The 23,899-nt window shown below is 65.6% G+C and carries 21 protein-coding genes and 1 tRNA gene; 9 read left to right on the plus strand and 13 right to left on the minus strand.

The window, feature by feature from the left end:
* Positions 1-34 precede the first annotated feature (34 nt).
* On the plus strand, positions 35-955 hold the full coding sequence (locus tag Q331_RS19355) for an alpha/beta fold hydrolase (RefSeq protein WP_034490562.1): 921 nt from the start codon (positions 35-37) through the stop codon (positions 953-955).
* A 262-nt stretch (positions 956-1,217) separates the two neighbouring features.
* On the opposite strand, the gene Q331_RS0101045 is transcribed toward Q331_RS19355, so the two are convergent.
* Positions 1,218-2,438 carry a porin gene (locus tag Q331_RS0101045; RefSeq protein ID WP_026379144.1) on the minus strand — a complete coding sequence of 407 codons (1,221 nt, stop codon included), beginning with the start codon at positions 2,436-2,438 and terminating at the stop codon, positions 1,218-1,220.
* Positions 2,439-2,769: 331 nt separating this feature from the next.
* The gene (locus Q331_RS19360) at positions 2,770-5,352 is read right to left on the minus strand and encodes a sensor domain-containing protein (protein ID WP_156953223.1); all 2,583 of its coding nucleotides are present in this window, start codon (positions 5,350-5,352) and stop codon (positions 2,770-2,772) included.
* A gap of 351 nt (positions 5,353-5,703) precedes the next feature.
* Here Q331_RS19360 and Q331_RS0101055 point away from each other — a divergent pair, with 351 nt between their 5' ends.
* Positions 5,704-6,627, plus strand: a complete 924-nt coding sequence (locus Q331_RS0101055) for a helix-turn-helix transcriptional regulator (RefSeq protein ID WP_084174538.1) — start codon at positions 5,704-5,706, stop codon at positions 6,625-6,627.
* A gap of 27 nt (positions 6,628-6,654) precedes the next feature.
* On the opposite strand, the gene Q331_RS0101060 is transcribed toward Q331_RS0101055, so the two are convergent.
* The 4 genes from Q331_RS0101060 to Q331_RS0101075 all read right to left on the minus strand — a co-directional run bounded on the left by Q331_RS0101060 (position 6,655) and on the right by Q331_RS0101075 (position 10,178).
* A complete protein-coding gene (locus Q331_RS0101060) occupies positions 6,655-7,485 on the minus strand; it encodes a substrate-binding domain-containing protein (RefSeq protein WP_051630276.1) in 831 nt (276 codons plus the stop codon).
* Positions 7,482-8,303, minus strand: coding sequence for an ATP-binding cassette domain-containing protein (locus Q331_RS19365; protein WP_084174540.1), 822 nt, complete (start codon positions 8,301-8,303; stop codon positions 7,482-7,484). Before Q331_RS19365 ends, Q331_RS0101060 begins: the two co-directional genes overlap by 4 nt.
* Entirely contained in the window at positions 8,296-9,003 is a 708-nt protein-coding gene (locus tag Q331_RS0101070) for an ABC transporter permease (protein WP_026379147.1), read from the minus strand. Before Q331_RS0101070 ends, Q331_RS19365 begins: the two co-directional genes overlap by 8 nt.
* A gap of 203 nt (positions 9,004-9,206) precedes the next feature.
* Positions 9,207-10,178: a zinc ABC transporter substrate-binding protein gene (locus Q331_RS0101075; RefSeq protein ID WP_051630278.1), complete on the minus strand. Its 972-nt coding sequence runs from the start codon at positions 10,176-10,178 to the stop codon at positions 9,207-9,209.
* 187 nt (positions 10,179-10,365) lie between these two features.
* Between Q331_RS0101075 and znuC the strand changes: the two genes are divergently transcribed.
* The 3 genes from znuC to Q331_RS0101090 are packed head-to-tail and all read left to right on the plus strand — an operon-like array spanning position 10,366 to position 12,387.
* Complete coding sequence (znuC, locus tag Q331_RS19370; RefSeq protein WP_084174544.1) at positions 10,366-11,187, plus strand: zinc ABC transporter ATP-binding protein ZnuC; 822 nt, start codon at positions 10,366-10,368, stop codon at positions 11,185-11,187.
* Entirely contained in the window at positions 11,180-11,998 is an 819-nt protein-coding gene (locus Q331_RS0101085) for a metal ABC transporter permease (RefSeq protein WP_034490564.1), read from the plus strand. Before znuC ends, Q331_RS0101085 begins: the two co-directional genes overlap by 8 nt.
* Positions 11,995-12,387: a Fur family transcriptional regulator gene (locus Q331_RS0101090; protein ID WP_026379150.1), complete on the plus strand. Its 393-nt coding sequence runs from the start codon at positions 11,995-11,997 to the stop codon at positions 12,385-12,387. Before Q331_RS0101085 ends, Q331_RS0101090 begins: the two co-directional genes overlap by 4 nt.
* Before the next feature lie 18 nt (positions 12,388-12,405).
* Here the strand turns inward: Q331_RS0101090 and Q331_RS0101095 are convergent, their stop codons facing one another.
* Complete coding sequence (locus tag Q331_RS0101095) at positions 12,406-13,191, minus strand: HugZ family pyridoxamine 5'-phosphate oxidase (RefSeq protein WP_026379151.1); 786 nt, start codon at positions 13,189-13,191, stop codon at positions 12,406-12,408.
* Between the two features lie 106 nt (positions 13,192-13,297).
* Here Q331_RS0101095 and Q331_RS0101105 point away from each other — a divergent pair, with 106 nt between their 5' ends.
* Entirely contained in the window at positions 13,298-14,200 is a 903-nt protein-coding gene (locus tag Q331_RS0101105; protein WP_245615483.1) for an SDR family NAD(P)-dependent oxidoreductase, read from the plus strand.
* A gap of 8 nt (positions 14,201-14,208) precedes the next feature.
* Here the strand turns inward: Q331_RS0101105 and Q331_RS0101110 are convergent, their stop codons facing one another.
* The 3 genes from Q331_RS0101110 to Q331_RS0101120 are packed head-to-tail and all read right to left on the minus strand — an operon-like array spanning position 14,209 to position 17,593.
* A complete protein-coding gene (locus Q331_RS0101110) occupies positions 14,209-15,426 on the minus strand; it encodes an SAM-dependent methyltransferase (RefSeq protein WP_026379153.1) in 1,218 nt (405 codons plus the stop codon).
* Positions 15,426-16,220, minus strand: a complete 795-nt coding sequence (locus Q331_RS0101115) for a DUF1365 domain-containing protein (RefSeq protein WP_026379154.1) — start codon at positions 16,218-16,220, stop codon at positions 15,426-15,428. The genes Q331_RS0101110 and Q331_RS0101115 overlap by 1 nt, the downstream gene beginning before the upstream one ends.
* Positions 16,217-17,593, minus strand: coding sequence for an NAD(P)/FAD-dependent oxidoreductase (locus tag Q331_RS0101120; RefSeq protein WP_026379155.1), 1,377 nt, complete (start codon positions 17,591-17,593; stop codon positions 16,217-16,219). Before Q331_RS0101120 ends, Q331_RS0101115 begins: the two co-directional genes overlap by 4 nt.
* 213 nt (positions 17,594-17,806) lie before the next feature.
* On the opposite strand from Q331_RS0101120, the gene Q331_RS0101125 reads away from it, so the two are divergent.
* The gene (locus tag Q331_RS0101125) at positions 17,807-18,211 is read left to right on the plus strand and encodes a DUF2177 family protein (protein ID WP_026379156.1); all 405 of its coding nucleotides are present in this window, start codon (positions 17,807-17,809) and stop codon (positions 18,209-18,211) included.
* 109 nt (positions 18,212-18,320) lie between these two features.
* Here Q331_RS0101125 and Q331_RS0101130 read toward each other — a convergent pair whose 3' ends face one another.
* The gene (locus Q331_RS0101130; protein WP_026379157.1) at positions 18,321-19,331 is read right to left on the minus strand and encodes a DUF1214 domain-containing protein; all 1,011 of its coding nucleotides are present in this window, start codon (positions 19,329-19,331) and stop codon (positions 18,321-18,323) included.
* On the minus strand, positions 19,331-20,857 hold the full coding sequence (locus Q331_RS0101135; protein WP_026379158.1) for a DUF1254 domain-containing protein: 1,527 nt from the start codon (positions 20,855-20,857) through the stop codon (positions 19,331-19,333). Before Q331_RS0101135 ends, Q331_RS0101130 begins: the two co-directional genes overlap by 1 nt.
* Before the next feature lie 96 nt (positions 20,858-20,953).
* Between Q331_RS0101135 and Q331_RS0101140 the strand changes: the two genes are divergently transcribed.
* Positions 20,954-21,967 carry a helix-turn-helix domain-containing protein gene (locus Q331_RS0101140; RefSeq protein WP_026379159.1) on the plus strand — a complete coding sequence of 338 codons (1,014 nt, stop codon included), beginning with the start codon at positions 20,954-20,956 and terminating at the stop codon, positions 21,965-21,967.
* Positions 21,968-22,306: 339 nt separating this feature from the next.
* Here the strand turns inward: Q331_RS0101140 and Q331_RS0101150 are convergent.
* Positions 22,307-22,383, minus strand: a tRNA-Arg gene (locus tag Q331_RS0101150).
* 323 nt (positions 22,384-22,706) lie between these two features.
* Between Q331_RS0101150 and Q331_RS0101155 the strand changes: the two genes are divergently transcribed.
* On the plus strand, positions 22,707-23,840 hold the full coding sequence (locus Q331_RS0101155; RefSeq protein WP_026379160.1) for a TRAP transporter substrate-binding protein: 1,134 nt from the start codon (positions 22,707-22,709) through the stop codon (positions 23,838-23,840).
* Positions 23,841-23,899 lie beyond the last annotated feature (59 nt).

Below are 23,899 nucleotides of genomic sequence, written 5' to 3' on the forward strand. Positions count from 1 at the left end.
TCCGCTATTGCCCTGCCATGGCTCGGGGAAGGATATGAGCGCTGGAAAGAACGCGGCGGAGCAAAGCGTCACGGAACGGATCGTCTATGTGCGCGCCCAGGACGGGTTGAAGCTCGGCCTGCGCCTTTACGGCGAATGGCACGCGGAGCGTCTGCCTCTCCTCTGCCTTCCCGGCCTGTCGCGCAATTCCCTCGATTTCGACAAGCTCGCCCGCTTCTTCGCCAGCCATCGCGAAACCCCGCGAACGGTGGCCGCGCTCGATTTCCGCGGCCGCGGCCTCTCCGCCGCCGATCCGCACTGGCGCAACTACCATCCGATGGTGGAGGCGGCGGACGTCATGGCCGTGACGACGGCGCTCGGCATGGAGCGGGCTATCGTCGTCGGCACCTCGCGCGGCGGGCTCGTGGCCATGGTCCTCGCCGCCCTTCGTCCGAAGCTTCTGGCAGGCGTCGTCCTCAACGACATCGGCCCGAAGATCGAGGGTACCGGCCTTGCCCGCATCAAGAACTATCTCGGTCGCATGCGAGCGCCGCGCAGCTGGGCGGAAGCCGAGGAGATGGTGCGCCAGATCAACGGCCGCACCTTTACCGAAGTGAGCGACGAGGATTGGAAGGCCTTCACCGAGGCGATGTTCGTTGAACGGGACGGGAAGCTTTCGCCCTATTTCGACCCCAACCTCCTGAAGACCGTGCATAACCTTGATCTGGAGGACGCCATCCCGACGCTCTGGCCGCAATTCGCCAGCCTGCGGAGCGTGCCGGTCCTGTCGGTGCGCGGCGCCAATTCCGATCTGCTCAGCCCGGCCGTCGTGGATGAGATGGCGCGCCTGCATCCCGCGATGGAACGGCTGACCGTGTCCGGCCAGGGCCACGCCCCGCTCCTGCGCGATGCGCCGACGCTCAATCGACTGGCCGCCTTCGCGCGCCGCTGCGACGAGCATAGCCCCGCCGTCTGAAGCGTTTCAGCGCGTGAGGGACGCGCTCCAATTCGAGCACGAGGCGGACCGTTCGCGACGAGCGCGCTCTGGATCGGCGCTCGATCTGCCTTTGCCCGCGCCCCACCGTTGCGCGCGCCCCGCCTTGCCGGCGGGATGAGCGCCTGCCTCGACACAGCCGCCGATATCGGTGTCCGGCCTGGCGCCAACGCCTTTCCTCAAGGCAAAAAAGAAGGCCCGGCGCTGGGCCGGGCCTTCCTGGAGTTCGATCGCTTTTGGGCGATTAGAAGGTGCGCTGACCGCGAACCATCAGGCCCCAAGCGTCGGTGTCCACGCCGCCGGCACCGAAGTCGACGTTGGCGTAAGAGGCTTCAACACCCATGAAGAAGCCAGACACCGGAGCCCAAGCGATGTTACCCGCAACGCCCCACAGATCGTAGTCTGCAGCCGCGCCGAGAGCCGTCGGATGGTCGATGTCCTCGTAAGAGGCCGAGATCGACGCCGTCCAGGCGCTGGCGAACTCAGCCGAGACGCCGGCACGGACCATCCAGGCGTCCGTCAGGCTCAGGCCGGTGGCCGGCGACCAGAAGCCGTCGGTGAGCGGGCCAGCGACGATGCCGCCGTAACCGCCCGAACCGCTGAGCAGGTAGGCAACAGCGCCCTCAGAGTAACCGGCCTGGCCGGAGAACTCGAAGGCCGTGCCCGGCACACCGACCGTCAGGCCGGCGCCGATCGCCCAGCCGAGCTCGGAAGCCGCGGCGCCCGGGCCAGATGCACGCACGTCGTGCAGAACACCCATGATCTGCGCAGAGCCCCAGCCCTGGTCGACACGGATGTTGGCGACCACGTCCGGATACCGCTGACCGCCGTAGATGCCGTCGGCGACGAGGCTCGAGCGGCGACCGCCGGAAGACGGATCTTCAAACGACAGGGTGGCCGACACGCCGTTGCCCACGTTGAAGGTGTAAGCCATCAACGTCTGCTCGGTCGTGTTGTCGTCCATGCCGATCCGGGTGTTCCAGGCATAGGTGCCCCAGAAGTCGAAGAACGAGGAGGCATGACCGAAGGTGAAGGTGCCCATGTCGTTCGAGATCTGGAGGAACGCGTTCTCCAGATTCGGGCCCGTGCCGGAGTAGTTGCTGGCCGTGCCGACCAGCGTGGAGTTGGCCGGGCCAACCGTCTGGTACATGCTCACATAGGCACGCAGCAGGCCGAAATCGGTCTGGTTACGGGCGTCGAGACGCACGTAGCCACGAGCACGGCTGGTGTAGGAGTTGAAGCTCCGGTTCTGCGGGTCGCTGCTGACCCAGTGCATTTCCACACGCACCCGGCCGCCGACCTTCAAGCAGGTGTCGGTGCCCGGGATGTAGTAGAAGCCGGTGCCGAAAGCATCGCAGATCCGCACATAATCGACCGGCTCCGCGACCGGCAGATCGGCGGCCTGCGCCCCGGTGACGGCCATCACGGCAGCCGCCGAGCCGAAGAGTAGGCTCTTGAGTTTCATAGTAGACCTCCAGTCCAAGTTGCATGAGCCGGGGCTTTTCAGATCCTTGGCCCTTCGCCTTTCTGGCTCCGGTTACCGCGGCTGGTGACCCCCGCCCTCAACCTTCTCCTTGCGAAGAAGTGGGCTGCCTCATGGCTGCCTGAGGCCACACTATGCATCCGCCTTGCACAGGCAATATCAGATTGGGGCCACGCCGCCCTTTGCCAAACGATGTTGCACAATTGCCACGACGCCCGCAGGCACCGGAAATTCGCCGCTTTTCAGGCCGGTATCTGGTAAACGCGATCCGCTCCAATGAACGTCCCGCTCGCTGCAAGGGCCGCGTGTGGCGCTATGGCCTCGCTTCCTGCGCGTCGCATGGGCCGCGAGGAGAGCGCGATCGGTCGGCGATCGATTGCTGAAGTGTCTCTTCGAACGAGGCAAGCGGTGCCGAGGCTGCCAGAAAGTCTCCCTGGAAGAGACCGCACCCGCCTTCGGCAAGCACGTCCACCTGCGCTTGCGACCGAATTCCGGCGGCAGTCACGTTGAGGTTCATGCCGCGGGCGATTCGCAGGATCGTGCGCGCCAGAGCCAGGCCGCCTTCTTCCGATCCTATCGCGTGCACATGGCTTGGAGCGATCTTCAGCTCGTCAAAAGGCAGCATGTCCTTGCTGCTGAGCGCCGTCAGGCCGGTGGTGAATTCGCTCAGGCTGAAGCGCACGCCGATCTTTCTGAGCCTTCCCATTTTCTGGGCGGCAACGTCGAGATCGTGCCCGAGCGCCGCTTCCGGCAGCTCCAGCTTGATTCGACTGGGATCGACGCCGCTCTCCTGAAGCAGTTGCACGACATAGCGCGCCAGGCCCGGCTCGCTGAGCAGGCGGGGACTGATATTGACCGCCAGCACAAGCTGGCCGAGCACCGGATCGCCGGCCCAGCGCTGGAGGATGCGGCATGCCTCCTTCATCAGGCAGCGGCTGAGTGATTCGCCAAGACCGCCTTCCTCCGCCAGCACCGCCAGTTCCTCCGCCGGCATGGATGTGGCCCGGTCCCGTTGCCAATGCGCCAAGAGCTCCGCCCCGCGGCAATGCCCATCGGCGTCGTATTGCCCCTGAATGCGAAAGCCGATCGCGTCATGGTCGAGTGCCCGGCGCAGCTCCGTCACCGCCTCCACCCGCCGGATGACGACCTTCTGCATCTGCGGAGAAAAGAAGCGCAGCGCGTTGCGTCCCGCTCCCTTGGCCTCGTACATGGCAAGATCGGCCCGCTTCAGAACCTCGTCGGAGCTGGAGCAGGTTCCCTCCACCAGCGTCAGGCCGACGCTGCAGGTCGTCTGAAATCTCTTGCCGTTGAGCAGGCAGGGCTGGTCGATTGCCTGCAGCACCTTGCGCGCGACCGCCTCCGCGTTTTCGCTGGCCTCGCGCGGGCAATCGCCGAGATCCGGCAACAGGACCACGAATTCGTCGCCGCCGAGCCGTGCCACCGTATCCGTCTCGCGCAGGCAATGGCGCAGCCTTTGGGCGATGCTGACAAGCAGGAGGTCGCCGACATCGTGGCCGTAGGTGTCGTTGATCAGCTTGAAATTATCGAGATCGATGAACAGGAGCGAGCCGTAATCGCCTTTGCGCCGGCTGGAGGCGAGCGCCATGTTCAGCCGGTCGCGCAGCATCTGCCGGTTGGGAAGCCCCGTCAGCGAATCGAAATAGGCAAGCTCGTAGATCTGCCGCTCGCTCGACTTCAGGGCCGTGACGTCGGAAATGAAGCCGTGCCAGAGGATCGAGCCGTCGCCTTCCCGATCGGGGACGGCCCGGCCGGAAATCCAGATCGTTCCGCGTTCGGGATGGTTGACGCGAAATTCCAGGATCCAGGGCGTCATGCGCGCGGCCGAGCGGGCAAGGCTCTGCTCCAGTTTGGGGTGATCCTCCTCGTGCACGCGCGCGAGCAGGTCCGAAGCGTCCTCGCGCACGGTCTCCGGCGCCACGCCGAAGAGAGGTTGCAGCCCGAGCCCGGCATAGGGCATCGCCATATGCCCGTCCGGATGCAGGCGGAACTGGAAGGGACAGGCGCAAATGACCGCGCCGATCTTCTGCAGCCGGTCATGCAGCATGAGCTGCTGCACCGTGGCCGTCACTTCGCGCACGGTGCCTTCGAAATAAAGCGGCTCGCCGCTGGTTTCGTCGCGCACCAGCCGGGCGTTTTCTTCCACCCAGATACGCTCGCGGGTCTTGTGACGATAGATTTCGGAGATGAAGCCTTCCACCCGGCCCTTCTCGAACAGAATCCTCTGAAACTCCGCGCGCCGGTGCGGATCGACATACCATTCCCTGCCGATATCGCGCACGCTCGCCAGCATTTCCTCTTCGCTGTAATAGCCGTTGAGGCGCACCAGAGAGGGATTGGCGGCAAGCTGTCTGCCGTCGGGCGAGGAACGATAGACGCCCTCTGAGATGTTTTCGTAGATGTCGCGGAACTTCGTCTCCGCCTCGCGCAGCGCCTTGGCCATGCGCTTGTGATCGCTGATATCGTTGGCGATGAGGATAAAGGCGCGCCCGCCGCCTTCGAGCGGCGTCGCCATGGTGGCTTGCAGGCTCAGCCAGATATCGGGCTGCTCGCCCGCATTCATATGCATTTCGACGGCGAAGCCGTCGATCTCGCCTGAGGCGAGCGCGGCAAGTTGTTCCGACCAGCGCCCCTCCGCGCTTTCCCATCCATCGAATATTTTCTCAGCACCGACAACGCTCTCACGCTCATGGCCGAGCATCTCGGCGAAGCGCCGGTTGCAGCGAAGGATACTCTCCTGCGCGCAGCTCAGCTGGGCAACACCGATCACATCCTGATCGAAAAGGGACGGCCCCGGCGCCGGGATCTCGCCGCTGCCGGCGACAATCGGCGAGACTGGCCACCGAGGACGCAAAATCGTCGCAGCACTCTCAGACACGACAAAGGCCCTTGATCAGAACGGACGTGGCGATGATTCCCATCCAAAATGACCAATTCCCTAGGAAAGCCCTCGAAATTGAACTGTTTTGCTCTAGCGTAAACGGAATGCTACATTCATAATTTCATACTTCCCTATATTTTATATGTTTGCATAAACAAGGATGCGGATGACGCATTGAAAATTGGAATATAGAATATTTGTATTGTTTGATACTCTAATAGCCTGATTTCGGCCGCGAATATCGCCGCAATTCGTGTCGAATTGCGTGCCGTTTATCCCACAGCGCCGAGCTGCTTGCCGCCTGGCAGAGCTCTTCCTTCCATGCCAAGGATGCGGCATAGGCGGGACATGCAGGAATATCTTACGACCCGCGAGCTGGCCGAGCTGCTGCGCATCAAGGAACGCAAGGTCTACGAGCTGGTCGCCGAGAATGCCCTGCCGGTGGTGCGCGTCACCGGCAAGTTCATCTTCCCGCGCGAAGCCGTGACGGCATGGCTGCGACGCAGCACCGAATACGGCCCGCAGTTGACGGAGATCGCTCCCCCTCCCGCCGTTCTGGCCGGCAGTCACGATCCGCTGCTGGACTGGGCCTTGCGCGAGGCGGGCACGGAGCTGGCGACCTATTTCGACGGCAGCCTCGACGGCCTGGAGCGGTTCGCCGCGGGCAAGGCTCTGGCCTGCGGCATGCACTTGCCGGACGTGGCGGGGGATGCGCCGATCCCTCGCGCCACGGCGCCCGAAGCCTCGCTTGCCTCCGCAAATGCCGCCGCGCTCATCGAGGTCATGCCGATGGAGCCGATTGTGCTTCTGGAATGGGCATGGCGCGAACAGGGCCTTGTCCTGCCGAAAGAAAGCCCCTCTCCCGTCGCCGGCCTCGCCGACCTGCCCGGCCGGCGCATCGCCCGCCGCCAGCAGGGCTCGGGCAGCCGCAGGCTCTTCGATGCGCTCGCCGCCGCCGTGCCGGGGCTCCGCGATAGGCTTCTTTTCCCGGACCCGCCGGCGCGTAGCGAAGCCGATGTCGCCCAGGCCGTGGCCACGGGCGCCGCCGATGCCGGCCTTGCCATCCGCGCGGTGGCGGCGCAATACGGCCTCGCCTTCCTACCGCTGGCGAGGGAGCGCTACGATATCGCCGTCAGACGCCGCGATTACTTCGGCGAACCGATGCAAAGGCTCTTCGCCTTCACCCGCGGCGAGGCCTTTCGCCGCCGCGCCGAAGAACTCGGCGGCTACGATGTGAGCGGCCTTGGCAAGGTCCACTACAACGGCGCCTAGAACTCGGCTCCTGCGCAGCGCCCGGCCTCAGCGCGGCTCGGCATTGGGAAAGAAGAGCTGCTGGCCGTCCACCTTATAGGCGGCGATGGCCGCCTGCCCCTCTGCGGAGAGGAGCCAGTCGATGAATGCCTGGCCGAGATCGCTCTTCACGCTCGGACATGTCTCGGCGCTGACGAGGATGACGCCGTACTGGTTGAAGAGCCTCTCATCGCCCTCCACGAGCACGTCCAGCTCGCCCTTGTTCTGATGCGCGATCCAGGTCGCCCGGTCCGTCATCGTATAGGCGTTCATCGCCGCCGCCGTGTTCAGCGTCGCGCCCATGCCGGAGCCGGTCTCGCGGTACCAGGAGCCGGAGGCGGCCGCCAGGTCGACGCCGCTCCCCTGCCAGAGCGACAGCTCTTTCTTGTGCGTGCCGGAATCGTCGCCGCGCGAGGCAAAGGCGGCGTTTGCCTCGGCGATCCTCTTCAGCGCCGCCGGTGCATCCTTCATGCCCGAAACGCCGGCCGCATCGGCTTTCGGCCCGACGATGACGAAATCGTTGTACATGAGGTCGAAGCGCTTCACGCCATAGCCTTCGGCGACGAACCTCTCCTCGGCCGGCTTGGCATGCACGAGCAGAACGTCGCCGTCGCAATTCTGCGCGTTCTTGATCGCCTGGCCGGTGCCGACCGCCACGACCCGCACCTGCGTGCCCGTCCGCGCCTGGAAGGTGGGAAGGAGATGCTCCAAAAGCCCGGAATTTTGCGTCGAGGTGGTGGATTGAACGACGATATAATCCTGCGCCGAGGCGCCGCCCGCCAGCGCCACCAGAAGCAGCGCTCCGCCGATGATGCGGCCAATGCGGTGAAATGCTCTCATCGCTTTCCCTCTTCACTGTTCCATGAGCCGTCTCGGACGAGGATCTCGCCGCCGAGATAGGCGCGTGCCTCAGGGCTTGCCGGCGCGTCGAAGAAGCGGCTCGCGGGCGCCCGCTCCGCAATGTGGCCCTCGGCCATGAAGATCACCTCGTCGGCGAGCCGCCGCGCCTGACCGATATCGTGGCTGATCAGGATGCAGGCGGTGCCCCTCGCCGCCGCCTTGCCAACCATCGCTTCGATGGCGGCGGTGGAGGACGGGTCCAAGCTGGCGGTCGGCTCGTCGAGAAAGAGGATATCGGGGTCAAGCGACAGGGCGCGCGCCAAGGCAAGGCGCTGCTGCTCGCCGCCGGAAAGAAGCCTTGCGGGCGACCGGGCAAGATCGGCAAGACGCGCCGCCTCCAGCGCCGCCTGTGCCCGCCGCCGCGCCTCGCCGCCGGAAAGCCCGGCCGCCTTCAGCGCATAGACGAGATTGGCGAGCGCGGAGCGGCGCAGCAGCACCGGCTTCTGAAAGACGAAGCCGAGGCGCAAGGCGCGCGCCCGGTCGGGCGGCAGGCCCGCCCAGCTCACCAGCCCGCTATCGGGAACCTTCAGCCCCGCAAGGCAGCGCAGCAGAAGCGTCTTGCCGGCCCCGTTCGGCCCCATAATCGCCGTGATGCCGGGCCGGCCGACCACGATCTCTTCGACGCTGAGGAGCAAGCGCCCGCCACGCTCGATACGAATCTTCTCGCCCACCACCGGGCGCACCGGCGCCTGGGCGTTGGCCTCGCCCGCCAGCGGCCTCGGCGCCGCGCGCTCCAACCTCAGCCCCGCCTCAGCCATAGGCGGAGCGCACCGCCGTGCCGCGCATCGACGCGACGGCCACGTTCACGGCAATCGCGATGGTCACGAGAATGATGCCGAGACCCAGCGCAAGCGCCAGATTGCCCTTGGATGTCTCCAGCGCGATCGTCGTCGTCATCACCCGCGTGACATGGTTGATGTTGCCGCCGACGATGATGACGGCGCCGACTTCCGCGATCGCCCGCCCGAAGCCGGCCAGCATGGCGGTGGCGAGGCTGAAGCGGGCGTCCCAGAGCAGCGTCGTCACCGCGCCCCAGGGACCGATGCCGAAGACGCGCAGCTGGTCCTCGTATTCCACCTTGAGATCCGCCACCGTCTGGCGGGCCAGCGCGGCGATGATCGGCGTCACCAGCACTGTCTGCGCGATGATCATCGCCGTCGGCGTGTAGAGAAGGTCGAGAACGCCGAGCGGCCCGGCACGCGACAAGATGAGGTAGACTGAAAGGCCGACCACGACCGGCGGCAGCCCCATCAGCGCGTTGAGGACGACGATCACCGCGCCCCTGCCGGGAAAGCGGGCGACGGCGAGCGCCGCGCCGAGCGGCAGGCCGACGATAGCCGCCGCCACGACCGCCGCCAGGCTGACCTGGAGCGATAGAACGACGATCTCGGCAAGATTACCGTCGAGCGAGGCGACGAGCCGAAACGCCTCTCCGAATGCCTCTGCGAAATCCTGCATAATACCGTGTTTTGCCCGACATTCACCGCTTGATCGGAACAAAACGACGCTAGCAGCGCACCAGAGGTGCGGCAAGGGCGCGCATCGTCCGAACGGCCCCTATCGCGCTTGCCGGCAAAAACGCGGCGGCGACGCACGCCGCCACCGATTTATTTGTATAGACAATATTGGCGGCCGAGCTCTGCCAGCCGCAAGCGCCGTGGCTATGGCGTCGCCAGGCATTGCTGGAGCGCTTCGGCGTTGCCGCGCATCAGCTCGAAATAGAGCGCCGGCCCGGCCGCAAGATCGGCGCCGAGCGGATCGAGCGTGCCCGCCTTCGCCTGCGTTCCCTCGCTCACGGTGGCGATGATTTTGGGTGCGAATTGCGGTTCGGCGAAGACGCAGACGGCATCAAGCGTCGCGATCTTCTCCCTGATCTCGGAGACGCGCTGGACGCTCGGCGCGATCTCCGGGCTGACCGTGATGGTGCCTGCGGCGGCAAGGCCGAAACGATGCTCCAGATACTGAAAGGCGTCGTGGAAGACGATGAAAGGCCGATCCTTGACCGGCCGCAGCGCTTCCGCGAGCTCTTCCGTCAGCGCGTCGAGCCGGGCCTCCAGCGCTTCGGCGTTGGCTGCATAGCGTTCGGCGTTTTCCGGATCCTCCTCCGAGAGCGCGGCCGCGATTGTCCGCACCATCGCACCTGCATTCACCGGATCCAGCCAAAGATGCGCGTCCTCGGCCCCGTGCGCATGCTCCGCCTCGTGGTCGTGCTCCGCCTCGTGGTCGTGCTCCGCCTCATCATCGTGCTCCGCCTCGTGGTCGTGCTCGGCCTCGTGAGCGTGGTCGGCCTCGCCTTCTTCCGCATGCGCGTGCCGCTCGAAAGCTCCGCCCTCGCGTACCGGCAGGTGGAGGACGCCGGGCGCATCGAAAAGCTCCACCGTGCGCGCGTCATGGGCAAGCGTTTCCAGCGGCTCGGCGAGAAAGGCTTCCAGCTCCGGCCCGACCCAGACAACGACCTCGGCCTCCTGCAGCGCGCGCGCCTCCGACGGCTTCAAGGCATAGCCATGCGGCGAGCCGGCGCCCGATATCAGCAGATCGGGACTGCCGACGCCCTCCATCACCCCAGCAACCAGCGAATGCACCGGCTTGATGGTCACCATCACTTTCGGCGCGGCAGCCGCGGTACTCGCCATTGCGATGCTGAAGCCGGCCGCCAGAGCGCAACCATGCCACCGCCGTAACCGGGCCGCCCCCGTCCAGCGCGCCCCCGGGGATTCAGTGCCAAATCTCATACCTGCCACCTTGATACGTTATTACATTACATATTGCGTAACGGTATAACATTCGGCATACCGGAGCGCAACAGCGAAGGACCCCACAATGCACGCCCCGACCACCGCCGATGCCAGGCAGGCGCTCGCCGAGGCCACCGGCCTCGGCATAAGGCGCGGCGACCGCTGGCTGGTGCGCGGCGTCGATCTGTCCGTCGCGCGCGGCGAGATCGTCACGCTCATCGGCCCCAACGGCGGCGGCAAGACGACGAGCGCCAAGGCGATCCTCGGCATCGTCAAGCCGGATGAGGGCGAGGTGCGCCGCAAGCCCGGCCTCGCCGTCGGCTATGTGCCGCAGCGCCTTGCCATCGATTGGACGATGCCGCTGACGGTGAAGCGTTTCATGACGCTGACCGGCCGCACCCCCGACGAGGAGATGCGCCAGGCGCTCGCCGCCACCGGCGTCGCCCATCTCGCCGATGCCGCGCTGCAAAGCCTGTCGGGCGGCGAGTTCCAGCGCGTTCTCATCGCCCGCGCCATCGTCCGCCGGCCCGACCTCCTGGTGCTCGACGAGCCGGTGCAAGGCGTCGACTTTGCCGGCGAGATCGCCCTTTACCGCCTCATCGGCGAAATCCGCGAGCGCCTTTCCTGCGGCGTCCTCCTGATCTCGCACGATCTCCATCTGGTCATGGCGGAAACCGACCGCGTCGTCTGTCTCAACGGCCATGTCTGCTGCTCAGGCTCGCCCGAACTCGTCGCCGCCAGCGAATCCTATCGCCAGCTCTTCGGGCCGCGGGCCGCCGAGGCGCTGGCGGTCTACCGGCACCATCACGCCCATGCCCACGACCTGCACGGCGACGTGGTGCCGTTCGCCTCGGCCGAGACGTCCGATAAGGGCGCCTCCTCCTGCTGCGGAGGCGGCAATGCTTGACGACTTCTTCGCCCGCGCGCTTCTCGCCGGCATCGGCGTCGCCCTCATCGCCGGCCCCCTCGGCTGTTTCGTCGTCTGGCGCCGCATGGCCTATTTCGGCGACACCATGGCCCATTCGGCGCTTCTGGGCGTCGCCCTGGCGATCCTCTTCGACATCGATTTGACGCTCGGCGTCTTTGCCGTGGCCGCTTCCGTCTCGCTCGGCCTCCTGGCCTTGTCGCGCCGCGGCGCCCTGCCAGCCGACGCTCTCCTTGGCATCCTTTCCCATTCCACCCTTGCCCTCGGCCTCGTCATCATCGCCTTGATGACCTGGGTGCGGGTCGACCTCACCGGCTATCTCTTCGGCGACATCCTAGCCGTTTCGCGCCTCGACCTCGCCGTCATCTGGGGTGCTGGCGCGCTCGCCCTTGGCCTCCTTCTGCTCATCTGGCGGCCCTTGCTCGCCGGCTCCGTCAGCGAGGAAATCGCCCTTGCCGAAGGCCTTGCCGCGGAGCGCGCCCGTCTCGTCTTCATGCTCCTCATGGCCGGCATCATCGCCGCCGCCATGAAGATCGTCGGCATCCTTCTCATCACCTCGCTGCTCATCATTCCGGCCGCCACCGCGCGCCGCTTCGCCAAAACCCCGGAGGCGATGGCGTTTCTCGCCTCCGCCATAGGCGTCGTTGCCGTCCTCGCCGGCCTTTTCGGCTCGCTCAGCTTCGACACGCCCTCCGGCCCTTCCATCGTGGTGGCGGCGCTTGTCGTCTTTCTCCTCAGCCTCCTGCCCGCGCCCTGGCGCATTGCGGGCGGCGTCGCGGGCCCCCGCCGATGAGCGCGGCGCCGGATCTCACCCGCAACCAAGAGCTCGTCCTCGGCACGCTTTTGCGCGTCGACGGGCCGCTCAGCGCCTATCAGATCCTCGACGAATTGCGCGGCGAGGGGCTGCGCGCGCCGCTGCAGGTCTACCGCGCCCTCGACAAGCTTACCGAGATGAAGCTCGTCCACCGCATAGAGACGCTGAACGCCTTCGTGGCCTGCTCCCATCATGCCGAGCATGCCGGCGAGACGGTCGCCTTCGCCATCTGCGAGGCCTGCGGCAAGGTCACCGAATTCTCCGACCCCGCCCTCCAGAAGCAGATCGGCGCCTGGACGCGAAGGCACGATTTCCTGCCGGCCCGCACGACGCTGGAGATCAAGGGGCTGTGCGCGGCCTGTCGCTAACTCGGCGCTGACACCGGATCAGCCGACGCTCGCTGCCGTGTCCTTGTCGCGCGCCTCTTTCGTCAGCCGCACCAGCATCGGCCGATATTCCTCCACGCTTTCCACCGTCTTCGGAAAGGCGAGCCGCACCACCTTGTCCCCGGCGACGAGATCGAGCCCTTCCGGATCGAGCGTGGCGATCTGCCAGCCTTCTTTCGGCTCCTTCACCTTGCACAGGACCCGCGCATAGAGCGCGATCGCATCGGCATGATCGATGTTCATGTGATGCACCGCCCCCTCTTCGAAGGCCTCCAGCGCCGCGACCGGCCCCCGCGCCACGAGCAACTGCCGGCGCTCCAGATAGAAAGCCTTGCCGAAGCCGCCATTGAGGTCGGCCCGCTCCGGCTCGATGCGGAAGAAGGAGAAATCGCCGAAATCCACGTAGAGCCCGGCCTTCGGCTGGCGCGCGAGATAGCGCCGGCGGATGCGCACATGCTCCTCGGTGCGCTTTTCGATGCGCCGCGCCGTGCCGACGAGGCTGAGGCGGGGATGGGCCAGCGGATCGCCCCTTCCCGGCTCGCCGACAAGGAGCGAGCAGCGCGGATCGGCGTCGAGAGCCTGGCGGTGGATGGCCAGCTCGGAGATGAGGATGATCGGCGCGCCGTCCATATCCGTCGCCAGCGCCGTGCGGCTTGCCAGCGGATGGCCGCTCTCAGGGTCAAGAACGGCAAGGGCGCCGAAGCGTGCGCAGCGCAAGATGCGCTTGGCCTGTACCTGCGCTTCTTCGTTGGCGAGCCGCACCAGTTCCTTGCGATCGCGTACCACTTCCTCCTCCCGCCCCTTCTGACGTTGCCCTACGGCAATTGGGCCAGCTTTGCTCCTCAAAAGGTTCTAGGCCGGCACGATCGGCATCGCCAGAAGCTCAAGACGCATGAGCCCGAGACTGAAGCACAGCTGCAACACCTTGCCATTGCCCTTTGCCGGTCTTGCGACAGGTTCCGTCCTGACGACCAACCTCACACCAGGAGCAAAGGAAGCCAAGATGGAGGAAACGGCGGCACCGGGCCGATCGCAGGCGGGAAAGCGCGCCTGGATCACCGGGGCGAGCACCGGCATCGGCCGCGCGCTCGCCCTGCGTCTTGCCGGGCAGGGATGGAGCGTTGCTGTAAGCGCCAGGAGCGCGCAGAAGCTGGAAGCGCTGGCACGCGAGGCGCAAGCCCTCCAAGGCTCGATCCACGCTATCCCGCTGGACGTGACGGAGCCGCACGCCAATGAGGAGGCGATGCAAGCTGTCGAGCGCGCCATCGGCCCGGTCGACCTCGTCGTTCTCAATGCCGGCACCTTCACCCCCTTCACCGCCAAGGAATTCTCCCTGGAAGCCTTCCGCAAGACGATCGACGTCAATGTGCTTGGCGCCGTGAACGGCCTGGGAGCCGTCATTCCCCGCTTTCTGGAGCGCCGCGCGGGCCACATCGCCGTCGTCGCTTCCGTCGCCGGCTATGTCGGCCTGCCGCGCGCCGCCGCCTATGGCGCCAGCAAGGCGGCGCTCATCAATATGTGCGAATCGCTCCATCCGGACCTTGGCCGCAAGGGCGTCACCCTCAGCGTCATCAATCCCGGCTTCGTCGACACGCCGATGACGGAGACCAACGATTTCCCGATGCCCTTCATCGTCTCCACCGAGAAGGCGGTCGACGCCATCGTGGCCGGGCTTGAAAAGAAGCGCTTCGAGATCGTCTTTCCCTGGCAGATGGCGCTGACGATGAAGCTTCTGCGGCTCCTGCCCTATCCGCTTTTCTTCGACGTCACCCGCCAGATGCTGCGCCGGCGCTGACTGGTCCCCTATCGACGCTCCAAGAGGAACTGGCCGACATCCAGGCGTCCGTCGCGAAAGCCGACGATGCAGTAATTGAGATAGTAGCGCCACAGCCGGCGGAAACGCTCGTCGAAGCCGAGCTTCTCGATTTCCGGCCAGCCGGCGAGGAACGCCTTTTCCCAGCGCAGCAGCGTCTCGGCGTAATCGTGGCCGAAGAAGAAGGCGTCGGCGATGAAGAACCCAGCCTCGCGCGCCCTCGTCTCGAAGACTTCCCGCGAGGGCAACAGGCCGCCGGGAAAGATATAGCGCTGGATGAAATCCACCCGCCGCCGGTAGTCCAGAAAGCGGATATGGTCGAGCGTGATCGTCTGGACGAGCGCCTGCCCGCCGCGTTTCAGGCGTCGGCCGAGAACGGCGAAGTAATCCGGCCAATGCGCCTCGCCGACGGCCTCGAACATCTCGATGGAGACGATCTTGTCGTAACGCCCGCCCGCGTCGCGGTAATCTTCCAGGCGGATCTCGGCGCCATCGGCGAGCCCCGCGGCCGCGAGCCGCTCCCTGGCCCATTGGGCCTGGCGTTGCGAAAGCGTCAGGCCGGTGACGTGGCAGCCGCGCTCGCCGGCGGCGAATTCGGCAAAGCCGCCCCAGCCGCAGCCGATCTCCAGCACCCTGTCGCCGGGCCTCAGCTCCAGAACATCGGCGATACGGGCGTATTTCGCCCGCTGCGCCGCCTCCATCGTCATCTGCGGCTCGGTGAAGAGCGCCGCCGAATAGGTCATCGTCGCGTCGAGCCAGGCGGCGTAGAACTCGTTGCCGAGATCGTAATGGGCGGCGATGTTGCGCTTGGAGCCCTTGCGCGTATTGGCGCGCTTCAAATGCCAGAGCCGGTCGCCCCATTCCTTGACGCGCGACAGCGCCAGCGCCGGCCCGTCGATCGGATCGTTGACCAGCGCGAATTCCAGAAAGTCGGCGAGATCCGGCGAGGACCACTCGTTGGCGATATACGATTCGGCAAGCCCCATGGCTCCGCCGACGACGAGGCGTGAGACGAGGCGCCCGCTATGAATGTGGATGGCCGCCGAAGGGCCGTCCTCGCGGCCAACGGCGCGATAGACCGTGCCGTCCGGAAAATGTACGGCGAGCTCACCCTTGCGCGTTCCGGAGGCGATCAGCCGGGCAAGGCGCTGCCAGGGCCGATCGACAAGCCGCTGGCGCGCAATGGATCGTTCCTCCGCATGGCTCATCAGGCTTTTCCCCCCTGTTCCTTGTCATACCGTACAATTGTCGTGGCGATTCGCTCGGGCGCCGGAGCATGCCGGAAGACGGGCACGCCTTTCCACCATAGCCGCAAAGCCTCGAAATGAATGGCGCCGATGACCTTCAGTGTCATCAACGGATAGGCGATCAGCGCCCGCGCCAGAACAGCGTCGCTCAGCGGCCGGCGCGCTCCGGTGAAGGCGGCGACGAGCAGCGGGCCCTCTTCGTCCTCCTCGCCGATGCGCACCGACACCCGCTCGCCCGGCGGCTCGACGGTGAAGCGGTAGCGGCATTCCATCGGGATGAAGGGCGAGACATAGAGAAGCTTGTCGCATGCCTGCTCGACCGTGCGCCCCTCCCCCGCCACCGGAATCACATAGGTGCGCCTCTCGCCGAAGGTGTTGCTGACCTCGTAGAGGATGCCCGCCAGCCGGCCCGAAGCGGCATGGCAGAAATAGACGGTAAGCGGGTTGAAGACGTAGCCGAAGAGACGCGGATAGACCAGAACGCGCACCGGCCCGCCGGTCTCGATATCGGCCTCTTCCAGCCGCTCGCGCACCCAGGCCTTCAGCCGCCCGGGCTGCCCGTCGCCGTGATCGGCCTCGAAAAAGCTGAAGACGGCCCGCCGGTCATGGCCGAACAGGCGCAGTTTCTTGTCGAGCGCCGGCAGCTCGTCGAGATCGACGAGCAGCGAGAACACCCGGTAGCTGAGCCGATGTCGGCGCGGCTTCAGGCGCGTATGCACCACGGTGCCGGCATAGAAGGCAGATGCGTCACTCATTCCGCGGCTAACAGATGGGGCGAAAGGCTGATCCGGCCAGACTCATCCGCCACCTTCCAGGGACGGCGCACGCCACCCGCCGCCTCGGCCGCCGCGAGCCCCGCCTGCAGCGCGTCCTCGTGGAAGCCGTAGCCGAAATAGGAACCGGCGAAATAGGTCCGCCGCCTTCCTTGCAGGCGCCAGAGATCGGCCTGCGCGGCGATCGCCGCCTGATCGAAGACCGGGTGGGTGTAGTCGAACGCGGCGATTGTCCTGTCGGCCCTGACCGGCCGCGGCGGATTGAGGCTGACGAAGAGCGGATGGGCGGGCGGAAGGTTCTGCAGGCGGTTCATCCAATAGGTGACGGAAAGCGGTCTGTCCTCGCCGCCCCGCCCGTCGTCGCCCCACCGTTCGCCTTTCAGCCGGTCATCGATGACGTTCCAGCTCGACCAGACGCGCCGCCTTGTCGGCATCAGCGCCTCGTCCTGGTGAAGGACGGCGCGATTTGCCGAATATCGGAAGGCGCTGAGGCTGGTCCATTCCACCGGATCGGCGTCGCCAAGCAGCGCCAGGGCCTGGTCGGCATGGGTGGCGATCACCGCCGCGTCGAAGAAGTCGGCATGGCCCGCTTCGTCCCTCACCGTGACGCCGTCCTCCTTGCGCGTGACCTCGGCCACCTTCGTGCCGCCCCTCAGCTCGGCGCCGCTATCGGCCACAATGCGCTCCACATAGCGCCGGCTGCCGCCGCTGACGGTGCGCCAGGGCGGCCGGCCGGAAAGCAGAAGCAGGCCGTGGCTGTGAAAGAAGCGCACGAAGGCGAGCGCCGGGAAGGCACCGATCTCCGCCGGGCTCGCCGACCAGATGGCGCCGGCCATCGGCAAGAGATGGTCCTCCACGAAGGCGGCGCCGTAGCGCCCCTCTTCGAGATACTCCGCGAGCGTCAGGCTCTCCGTCCTTCCCGCCCCCAGCAGCGAGGGCGCCTCCCGATAAAAGCGCGTGAGATCCTTCAGCATCGCCCAAAAGCGCGGGCTGACGATATTGCCGCGCCGGCCGATGAGACCGTTGAGCCCGCTGCCGCAATATTCCACGCGCCCGCCGTGGAGCGAGACCGCAAGCGACATGTCGGAGGGCTCGGTGGCGACGCCAAGATGGGCGAACAGCGCCACCAGATTGGGATAATTGAGCTCGTTGTAGACGATGAAGCCGGTATCGACCGACAGTCCCTTTTCCGGCAGCTCCACCGTGTTGCTGTGCCCGCCCGGCCGGCTCTCGGCCTCGTAGAGCACCACCTCGTGGCGCTGGCTCAACAGCCAGGCGGCCGAAAGCCCGGCGATGCCGGAACCGATCACCGCCATCCGCCGGCCCGGCTCTGCGGGCCGAAGCGTTCCGCTCATTGGTTCTCCCCTCTTTCGGCGCAAAAGTAACGCCTTCTCTACGAAGGGGAAGACGCACGGGATTTCGCCGGCAGGAATTTTTCCAGCCGCGGCGGCGCCCCCCCAAGCCTGAAGGGCGTCTTACCCCCCTCGCCGCCGTCATCTGCGGACCTATAACCTTGCACCGGGCACCGCCCGTTCCAGCGAAGCCAAACCTCACACAAGGAGAGCCCCATGCCGAAAACGATTATTGCCTATCTGATGACCGCGATCGTCTTCTTCGGCATCGATTATGTCTGGCTGAGCCAGATGGGCGGCACCTTCTACAAGGACCGGCTGGGCGAATTGATGGCGGAGCGGCCGAATTTCGCCGTCGCCGGCCTCTTCTATCTCGTCTATGTCGGCGGTCTCGTCTACTTCGCCGTCTGGCCGGCGCTCGTCTCCGGCTCCTGGACAACGGCGCTCGTCGCCGGCGCCCTCCTCGGCTTCGTCGCCTACGGCACCTACGACATGACCAACCTCGCCACGCTGAAGAACTGGCCGGTCTCCGTGACGATCGTCGATGTCGTCTGGGGAACCTGCCTCACCGGCTTTTCCGCCCTCGCCGGCTATTTCCTGACGCGCTGGGTGAGCGGGTAGTAAAATGGCGGAGAGGACGGGACCGCGGTCCAACGTTCTAAAGCAGAGAAAATAGGATCAGAGGGGCTGGCGCGGGCACCAGCCGCCGCCTGCTCTCTCAAGTCTCTGATCACTCCATCGGCGTCGCGGGTGGAAAGCTCCAGCTTCCGTCGAGGATCTCTTCGCGCGGGCGATAGAGACGCACCAGGTAGTTCCAGCCCTCCACGATGGGCAGGCAGTTCGGCCGGCCGTCCTCGCAGGCGCCGAAGTGAATCGTGGTGCTGCCGTCGTCGTTCGCTTCGGCGGTCACGTTGTTGTAGGAATAGACGCCAGCATCGTTGAGCGGCATGAACCCCTCCGCATCATAGAGCGTGACCGACCAGAATCCGTCCACCGGCACGTCGCTGACCGTGAGCGCATGGGGGGTCTTGCCGTCGTTCGCCTCGGGCGCGAAGCTGAGGTAGTTCGCGTCTTCGGCACGGAAGCCGCCCCAGCAGCAGGCGACGCCGAGCATTTGGTCAAGTTGCCTCACATCCTGCTTCATGCCGAAGAAGGGCGCGGTGTTCTCGACCTCGCCCCCGAGCAGGTTGAGCGCGTCGCGCATCTCGCGCATCCGGTCGGTGTCCCACTCCGGCAGGTCCAGCGTGCCCGGATCGGCCTGCGTCACGAGCAGATCGTCTTGCGCTTGCCTGGCGGCGTCCATATCGACCGGATCGTTGGGGTCGGCGAAGGTCCGCACGATGGCGAAAACATAGCGCGTACCGATCTTGTCCTGCGTGATCTCATGCTCGCCGGCCTCGTAGATGCCGGGGAAAATATCGTGATTCTGGCTGACGAGCAGGAGCGATTGATACCGGTCGCCCACTTCCGGCATCGTGATCGTCAACGGCTCGCTAAGATCGAACACGGCGACGGAGTAGAGCGTGTCGCGATTGCCGCGAATGGTGATCTGGTTGTTGACGTCGTAGAGTTCGCGGAAATGGTCGAACTTGCCGAAGCTGTCATAGCTGTCGACATAGCTCTTCATCTGCTCGTCCGATTCCGCCCGGGCGTAGCTGTCGAGCGTCACCGGCTCTTGCGCCCAGGCGCCGAAGGCGGCGATCAGGATAAGCGCCGCAGCGTAGGCGGTAATCTTCATCATCAATTCTCCGGTTGGAAGTCGCCCGGCTTCCACGTCTTGTCGAACCAGGGCTGGAGGGGTGCATAGAGGCGCAAGATCACCGAGTAGCTCTTGTCGGGCATGGTCTGGATCCAGTTGCCTTCCCGGCCCTCGGGGGCCTCGGGGCCGAACCAGATCGTGTAGGAGCCATCCGCGTTCGGCGCGACGCCGTCGAGCGTGCTGTCAAGACCGGCGAGCTTCTGGTCGGTCTCCAGGATCGAGCGCGTCTGGCCCGAATAGACCACCAGGGACCAGAAATCGCCCGCCGGGATCGGTGCGGGCAGCGTCAGCGAATAGCTGCGCCCGCCGTGGAGATAGTCGCCAGCCGCGTCGGTGTTGGCGACCTCGTAGGCCGAGCCGGTGCCCGGTTTCGGCAGGACCATCGCCGGGGTGATGCCGGTAGCGTAGTAGTGAAACATGATCCGGTCGTCGATCATGCGCACCGCGCCGTCGAGGAATTCGTGACTGCCGCCGGCGAAGGGCGACCACCACTGACGATCCTCGTAGAAATCGAAGCGCAGAGCGCGCGGCGCGAAATTGAGTGCCCGGGCGGTGGCGTTGCCGACCTTCACCGCATCTTCCAGGATCGCGCGCATCCGCTCGTCGGGCGCGAAGTCCCGCCCCCTGCGAATGCCGACGGCCGCCCATTGCCCGGCGATCTCCGGTGGGAAGGCGCCGTCGGGCTCGCGCTGCACGGCGGCATTGAGTTCTTCGAAGAAACTCATGTCGTTGGAATGGATCGTGTTCATCTGCCGGCCGGACAGGTTGACGAATTTCTGCTCGCCCGGCGCATCCGCCTCGGCCAGCCGATATTGCCGGAACGCATCCTTGATAGCCTGGGCGGCGGCGGCGGTATCACCGTCGGTCACGCTCCCGCGAAAGAAGAACTCGTGAAAATTGGTCTGCGTCTCAACGACGTGGTAGCCGTCGGGCGTATCTCCCGTGTGACCCGGTGGCAGAAAGAGATACGCCCCTCCCGCGCCCGCGTCCGGCCCCGCCTTGCCCAGATCGACCACGTAGCGGAAATAGGCGTCGTTCACCATGCCGAGGACACCCGGAGGCACCTCCATCACGACGGGGCCATCCGTCAGGTCGATCGCCCCCCAAGCGTAGAGCGAGGTTGTGTTCGGCGTCAGGAACAGCGAGCGCGCATCGAGCAGCTCTTCGAAGATGCCGAGGTCGCCGGGCTCCACGCCCTCGGCACGCAGCCCCTCGATGATCGCATAGACGGAAGCGGCCGGCATCCCGGTGTGGAAGGTCTCCACCCCCCGATGGAAGTCGAGATAGTCGTAGAGGCGCTCCGCCGTCTCGGGCAACGGCATGCCGTCAAAGAAGCGCAGCTCCCCTAGGAAATCGGTCTGAACTTCGTTCGGCGTCAAGAGCCCGGGCGGAACATCCGCGGCGTAGTCTGGGGCCTGCTCGGCCCATGCAGCGAAAGCAACCAGCACGGGCGCAAAAGCCAAGGCGAAGGCGCGCCGGCCTCTGGATAAGTAGAAACTGATCCGCATCAGCGTCCTCCCTGAACCGGTTAGCTTCGTTGCTATCCAAGAGCGGATGACGCCCGCCACTCATTTTGCGACACTGGGCCGAGGAGTGAATAGCGGATGACGACGCCGACTATTACCGCCAGAACCCTCGGCAGCATGCCCGCTCTTATCGAGCGGGAGTGCGGCGAGCGCGCCCTCCACCAGGTCTTCGCGGGCGCCGGACTGCCGCTGCGCCTGATCGAGGAGCGGGACTTCTACATCCCGCAAGCCGCTCTAAAGTCCTTCGTCGCCGGCGCAAGCGATGCGCTCGGCAGCCAGGACATAGGCCTGCTCGCGGCGCCGCATCTTTCGGTGACCGATTACGGCAGCTGGGGCGACTACGTGCTTGGCGGAGCGACGCTAGGCGAGGCGATGAATCGCGCGCTCGAAACGGTCTACCTCCACGCCAGCGGGGACTGGCTGGCCCTCATTCCACGCGCCGACGACCTGCTCTTCGCCTATCGCTTCGCCGATGCGGGAGGACCCGGCTACGACGACGTCGCCTTCGTCGCGGCGGCGGTCATGCGCAGTATCCCGCGCTCTTTTCTTGGCCGAGACTGGAGCCCGGACTGGCTGGCGCTCGACATCGCCGCAAGGCCGCAACGATGGCTCATCGAACACGCCTTTGGATGCGATGTGCGCCTTGGAAAGGGCTGCGTCGCCTTCCCGGTATCCCGAGATCTTCTCCTCACGCCTCGTCCGCGCCGCGCGACGTGCGCATCGGTGACGCTTCGCGACGTCGTGCGGGATCGGCGCCGTAGCCCGCCGCGGACCACGATCGAGCTCGTGCGCGAGTTGATACGTTTACGGCTGGGCGAAGGCCGGCCCGATCTGGAGACGGTTGCCGAAGCGCTCGATCTTGGCCCGAGAACGCTTCAGCGAGCGCTCGCATCTGAGAACATGTCCTACCGAAATCTCGCACGAGCCGTGATGACTGAACGCGCTTGCGAGTTGCTGGCTCTGCCGGGCATGTCCGTGACGAACGTCGCTGCCGAAGTTGGCTATTCGACACCCGCCAATTTCGCCCGCGCCTTCGCTGCGCAGACTGGAACATCACCCTCCCTGTTCAAGAGCCAGCAGTCGCAGCCATGAGGCGACCGCCCGGCCCGACGCCGCCGGCCGCATCTTCGCGGAGGCCGTCGGGCGGCAGGCGCGGCATCGCCGAAGTTATGAATGTCCCGCGCTCCGCTTAGTGGTCGGTACGCCGCAGACCGCAGGTCCGGGGTTTTTCTTCGCCGGCCAAATCTTCGGCCTCCGAGAGCTCGACGAGGAGATCTGGCTCGCCAGCTTCATCGACGATGAGCTGGGATTCTTTGACAGGGAAAACGGCCGCGTCGAACCAGCGCCCAACCCATTCGCCCCGGAGAAAGTGTAAACTATCTCTCCGGTATCAGCTGTAAACCATGTCCCCGGTATGGACCCTGCAGAAAATGGCGACCCCGGCAGGATTCGAACCTGCGACCCTCAGATTAGGAATCTGATGCTCTATCCTGCTGAGCTACGGGGCCGTGCCGACGCGCCGGCTGGCGGTTTTCCGGCCGAGCTTCGCGCCGACCCGTCTTAGCCGAATTACCTAGCCGCTCGCTCCCGGCGCGACAAGCCCGCAAGCGCGGGCCGGCCGCGCCCAAGGTGATCGAAAGCTGCGTGAGAGCCGGCGGGAAAGCGGTGTTGTCGCCCGGCGGCGGGGTCTGCCCGCCGCTCTCACCCTCCTGTGACCGGATCGTCTCTTCTTCCGCACGCGCCCTGCTTGAACTTTGCTGCGTTAAGCGCTCAGATAGAGACATAACAATGAGCCTATTCAATCGGGCCATCACAAAACGGGAGGAAACGAATGTCCGAAACGAAGAAACCTGTCTCACGCCGCTCGTTCCTGAAGACCGGCGGGCTTGCCGCCGGCGCTGCGGCAGGCGCGCTCGCCACGCCCGCCATCGTCTCCGCCCAGGAGACCATGACGCTGAAGATGCAATCCTCCTGGCCTTCCTCCGACATCTTCCAGGAGATGGCCAAGCAATATGCTGATCGCGTCGAGGCCATGTCCGGCGGGCGGCTGACGGTGGATCTGCTTCCCGCCGGCGCCGTCGTTCAGGCCTTCCAGGTGCAGGATGCGGTCGCCGACGGCGTTCTCGATGCCGCCCACACCGTGACCGCCTATTGGTACGGCAAGAACAAGGCCGCCTCGCTCTTCGGCACCGGCCCGGTCTTCGGCGCCGACGCCTCGCAGATTCTCGCCTGGATTCACTTCGGCGGCGGCAAGGAGCTCTATGCCGAGCTGGTTCAGGATATCCTCGGCCTCAACGTCGTCGGCTTCTTCGCCCTGCCGATGCCGACCCAGCCGCTCGGCTGGTTCAAGGACGAGATCACCTCCGCCGACCAGATGCAGGGGCTGAAGTACCGCACGGTCGGCCTGGCCACCGACATCATGCAGGGCATGGGCCTTTCCGTCACCCAGCTTCCCGGCGGCGAAATCGTTCCGGCGCTGGAACGTGGCGTCATCGAGGCTTTCGAGTTCAACAACCCGACCTCCGACCGTCGCTTCGGCGCCCAGGACGTGTCCAAGCACTACATGCTCGGCTCCTACCATCAGGCGGCGGAGTTCTTCGAGATCATCGTCAACAAGGATCTCTACGAATCCCTCGATTCCGATCTGCAGGCGATCCTGGAATACGCTGCCGAGGCGGCCAACACCGCCAATTACGGCCTTGCCATGGACCAGTACTCCAAGGACTTGCAGGCGCTGATGAGCGAGGACGGCGTCAACGTCCATCGCACGCCGCAAGCCATCATGGAGGCGCAGCTTGAATCCTGGGACACGGTGCTTCAGGACCTCACCCAGGACGCCTTCTTCAAGAAGGTGGTCGACAGCCAGAAGGAATGGTCCGAGCGGGTCGCCTTCTACAGCCTGATGAACCAGGCCGACTATAAGCTCGCCTACAACCACTACTTCCCGGGCAAGCTGGACAGCTGATCCACGGCACGAAGAGCGGCGCCTAGCCGCTCTTCACCCCCTTCAGGACAACTGGTTTT

Source organism: Afifella pfennigii DSM 17143 (genome assembly GCF_000688515.1).
GTDB classification, from domain to species: Bacteria; Pseudomonadota; Alphaproteobacteria; order Rhizobiales; family Afifellaceae; genus Afifella; species Afifella pfennigii.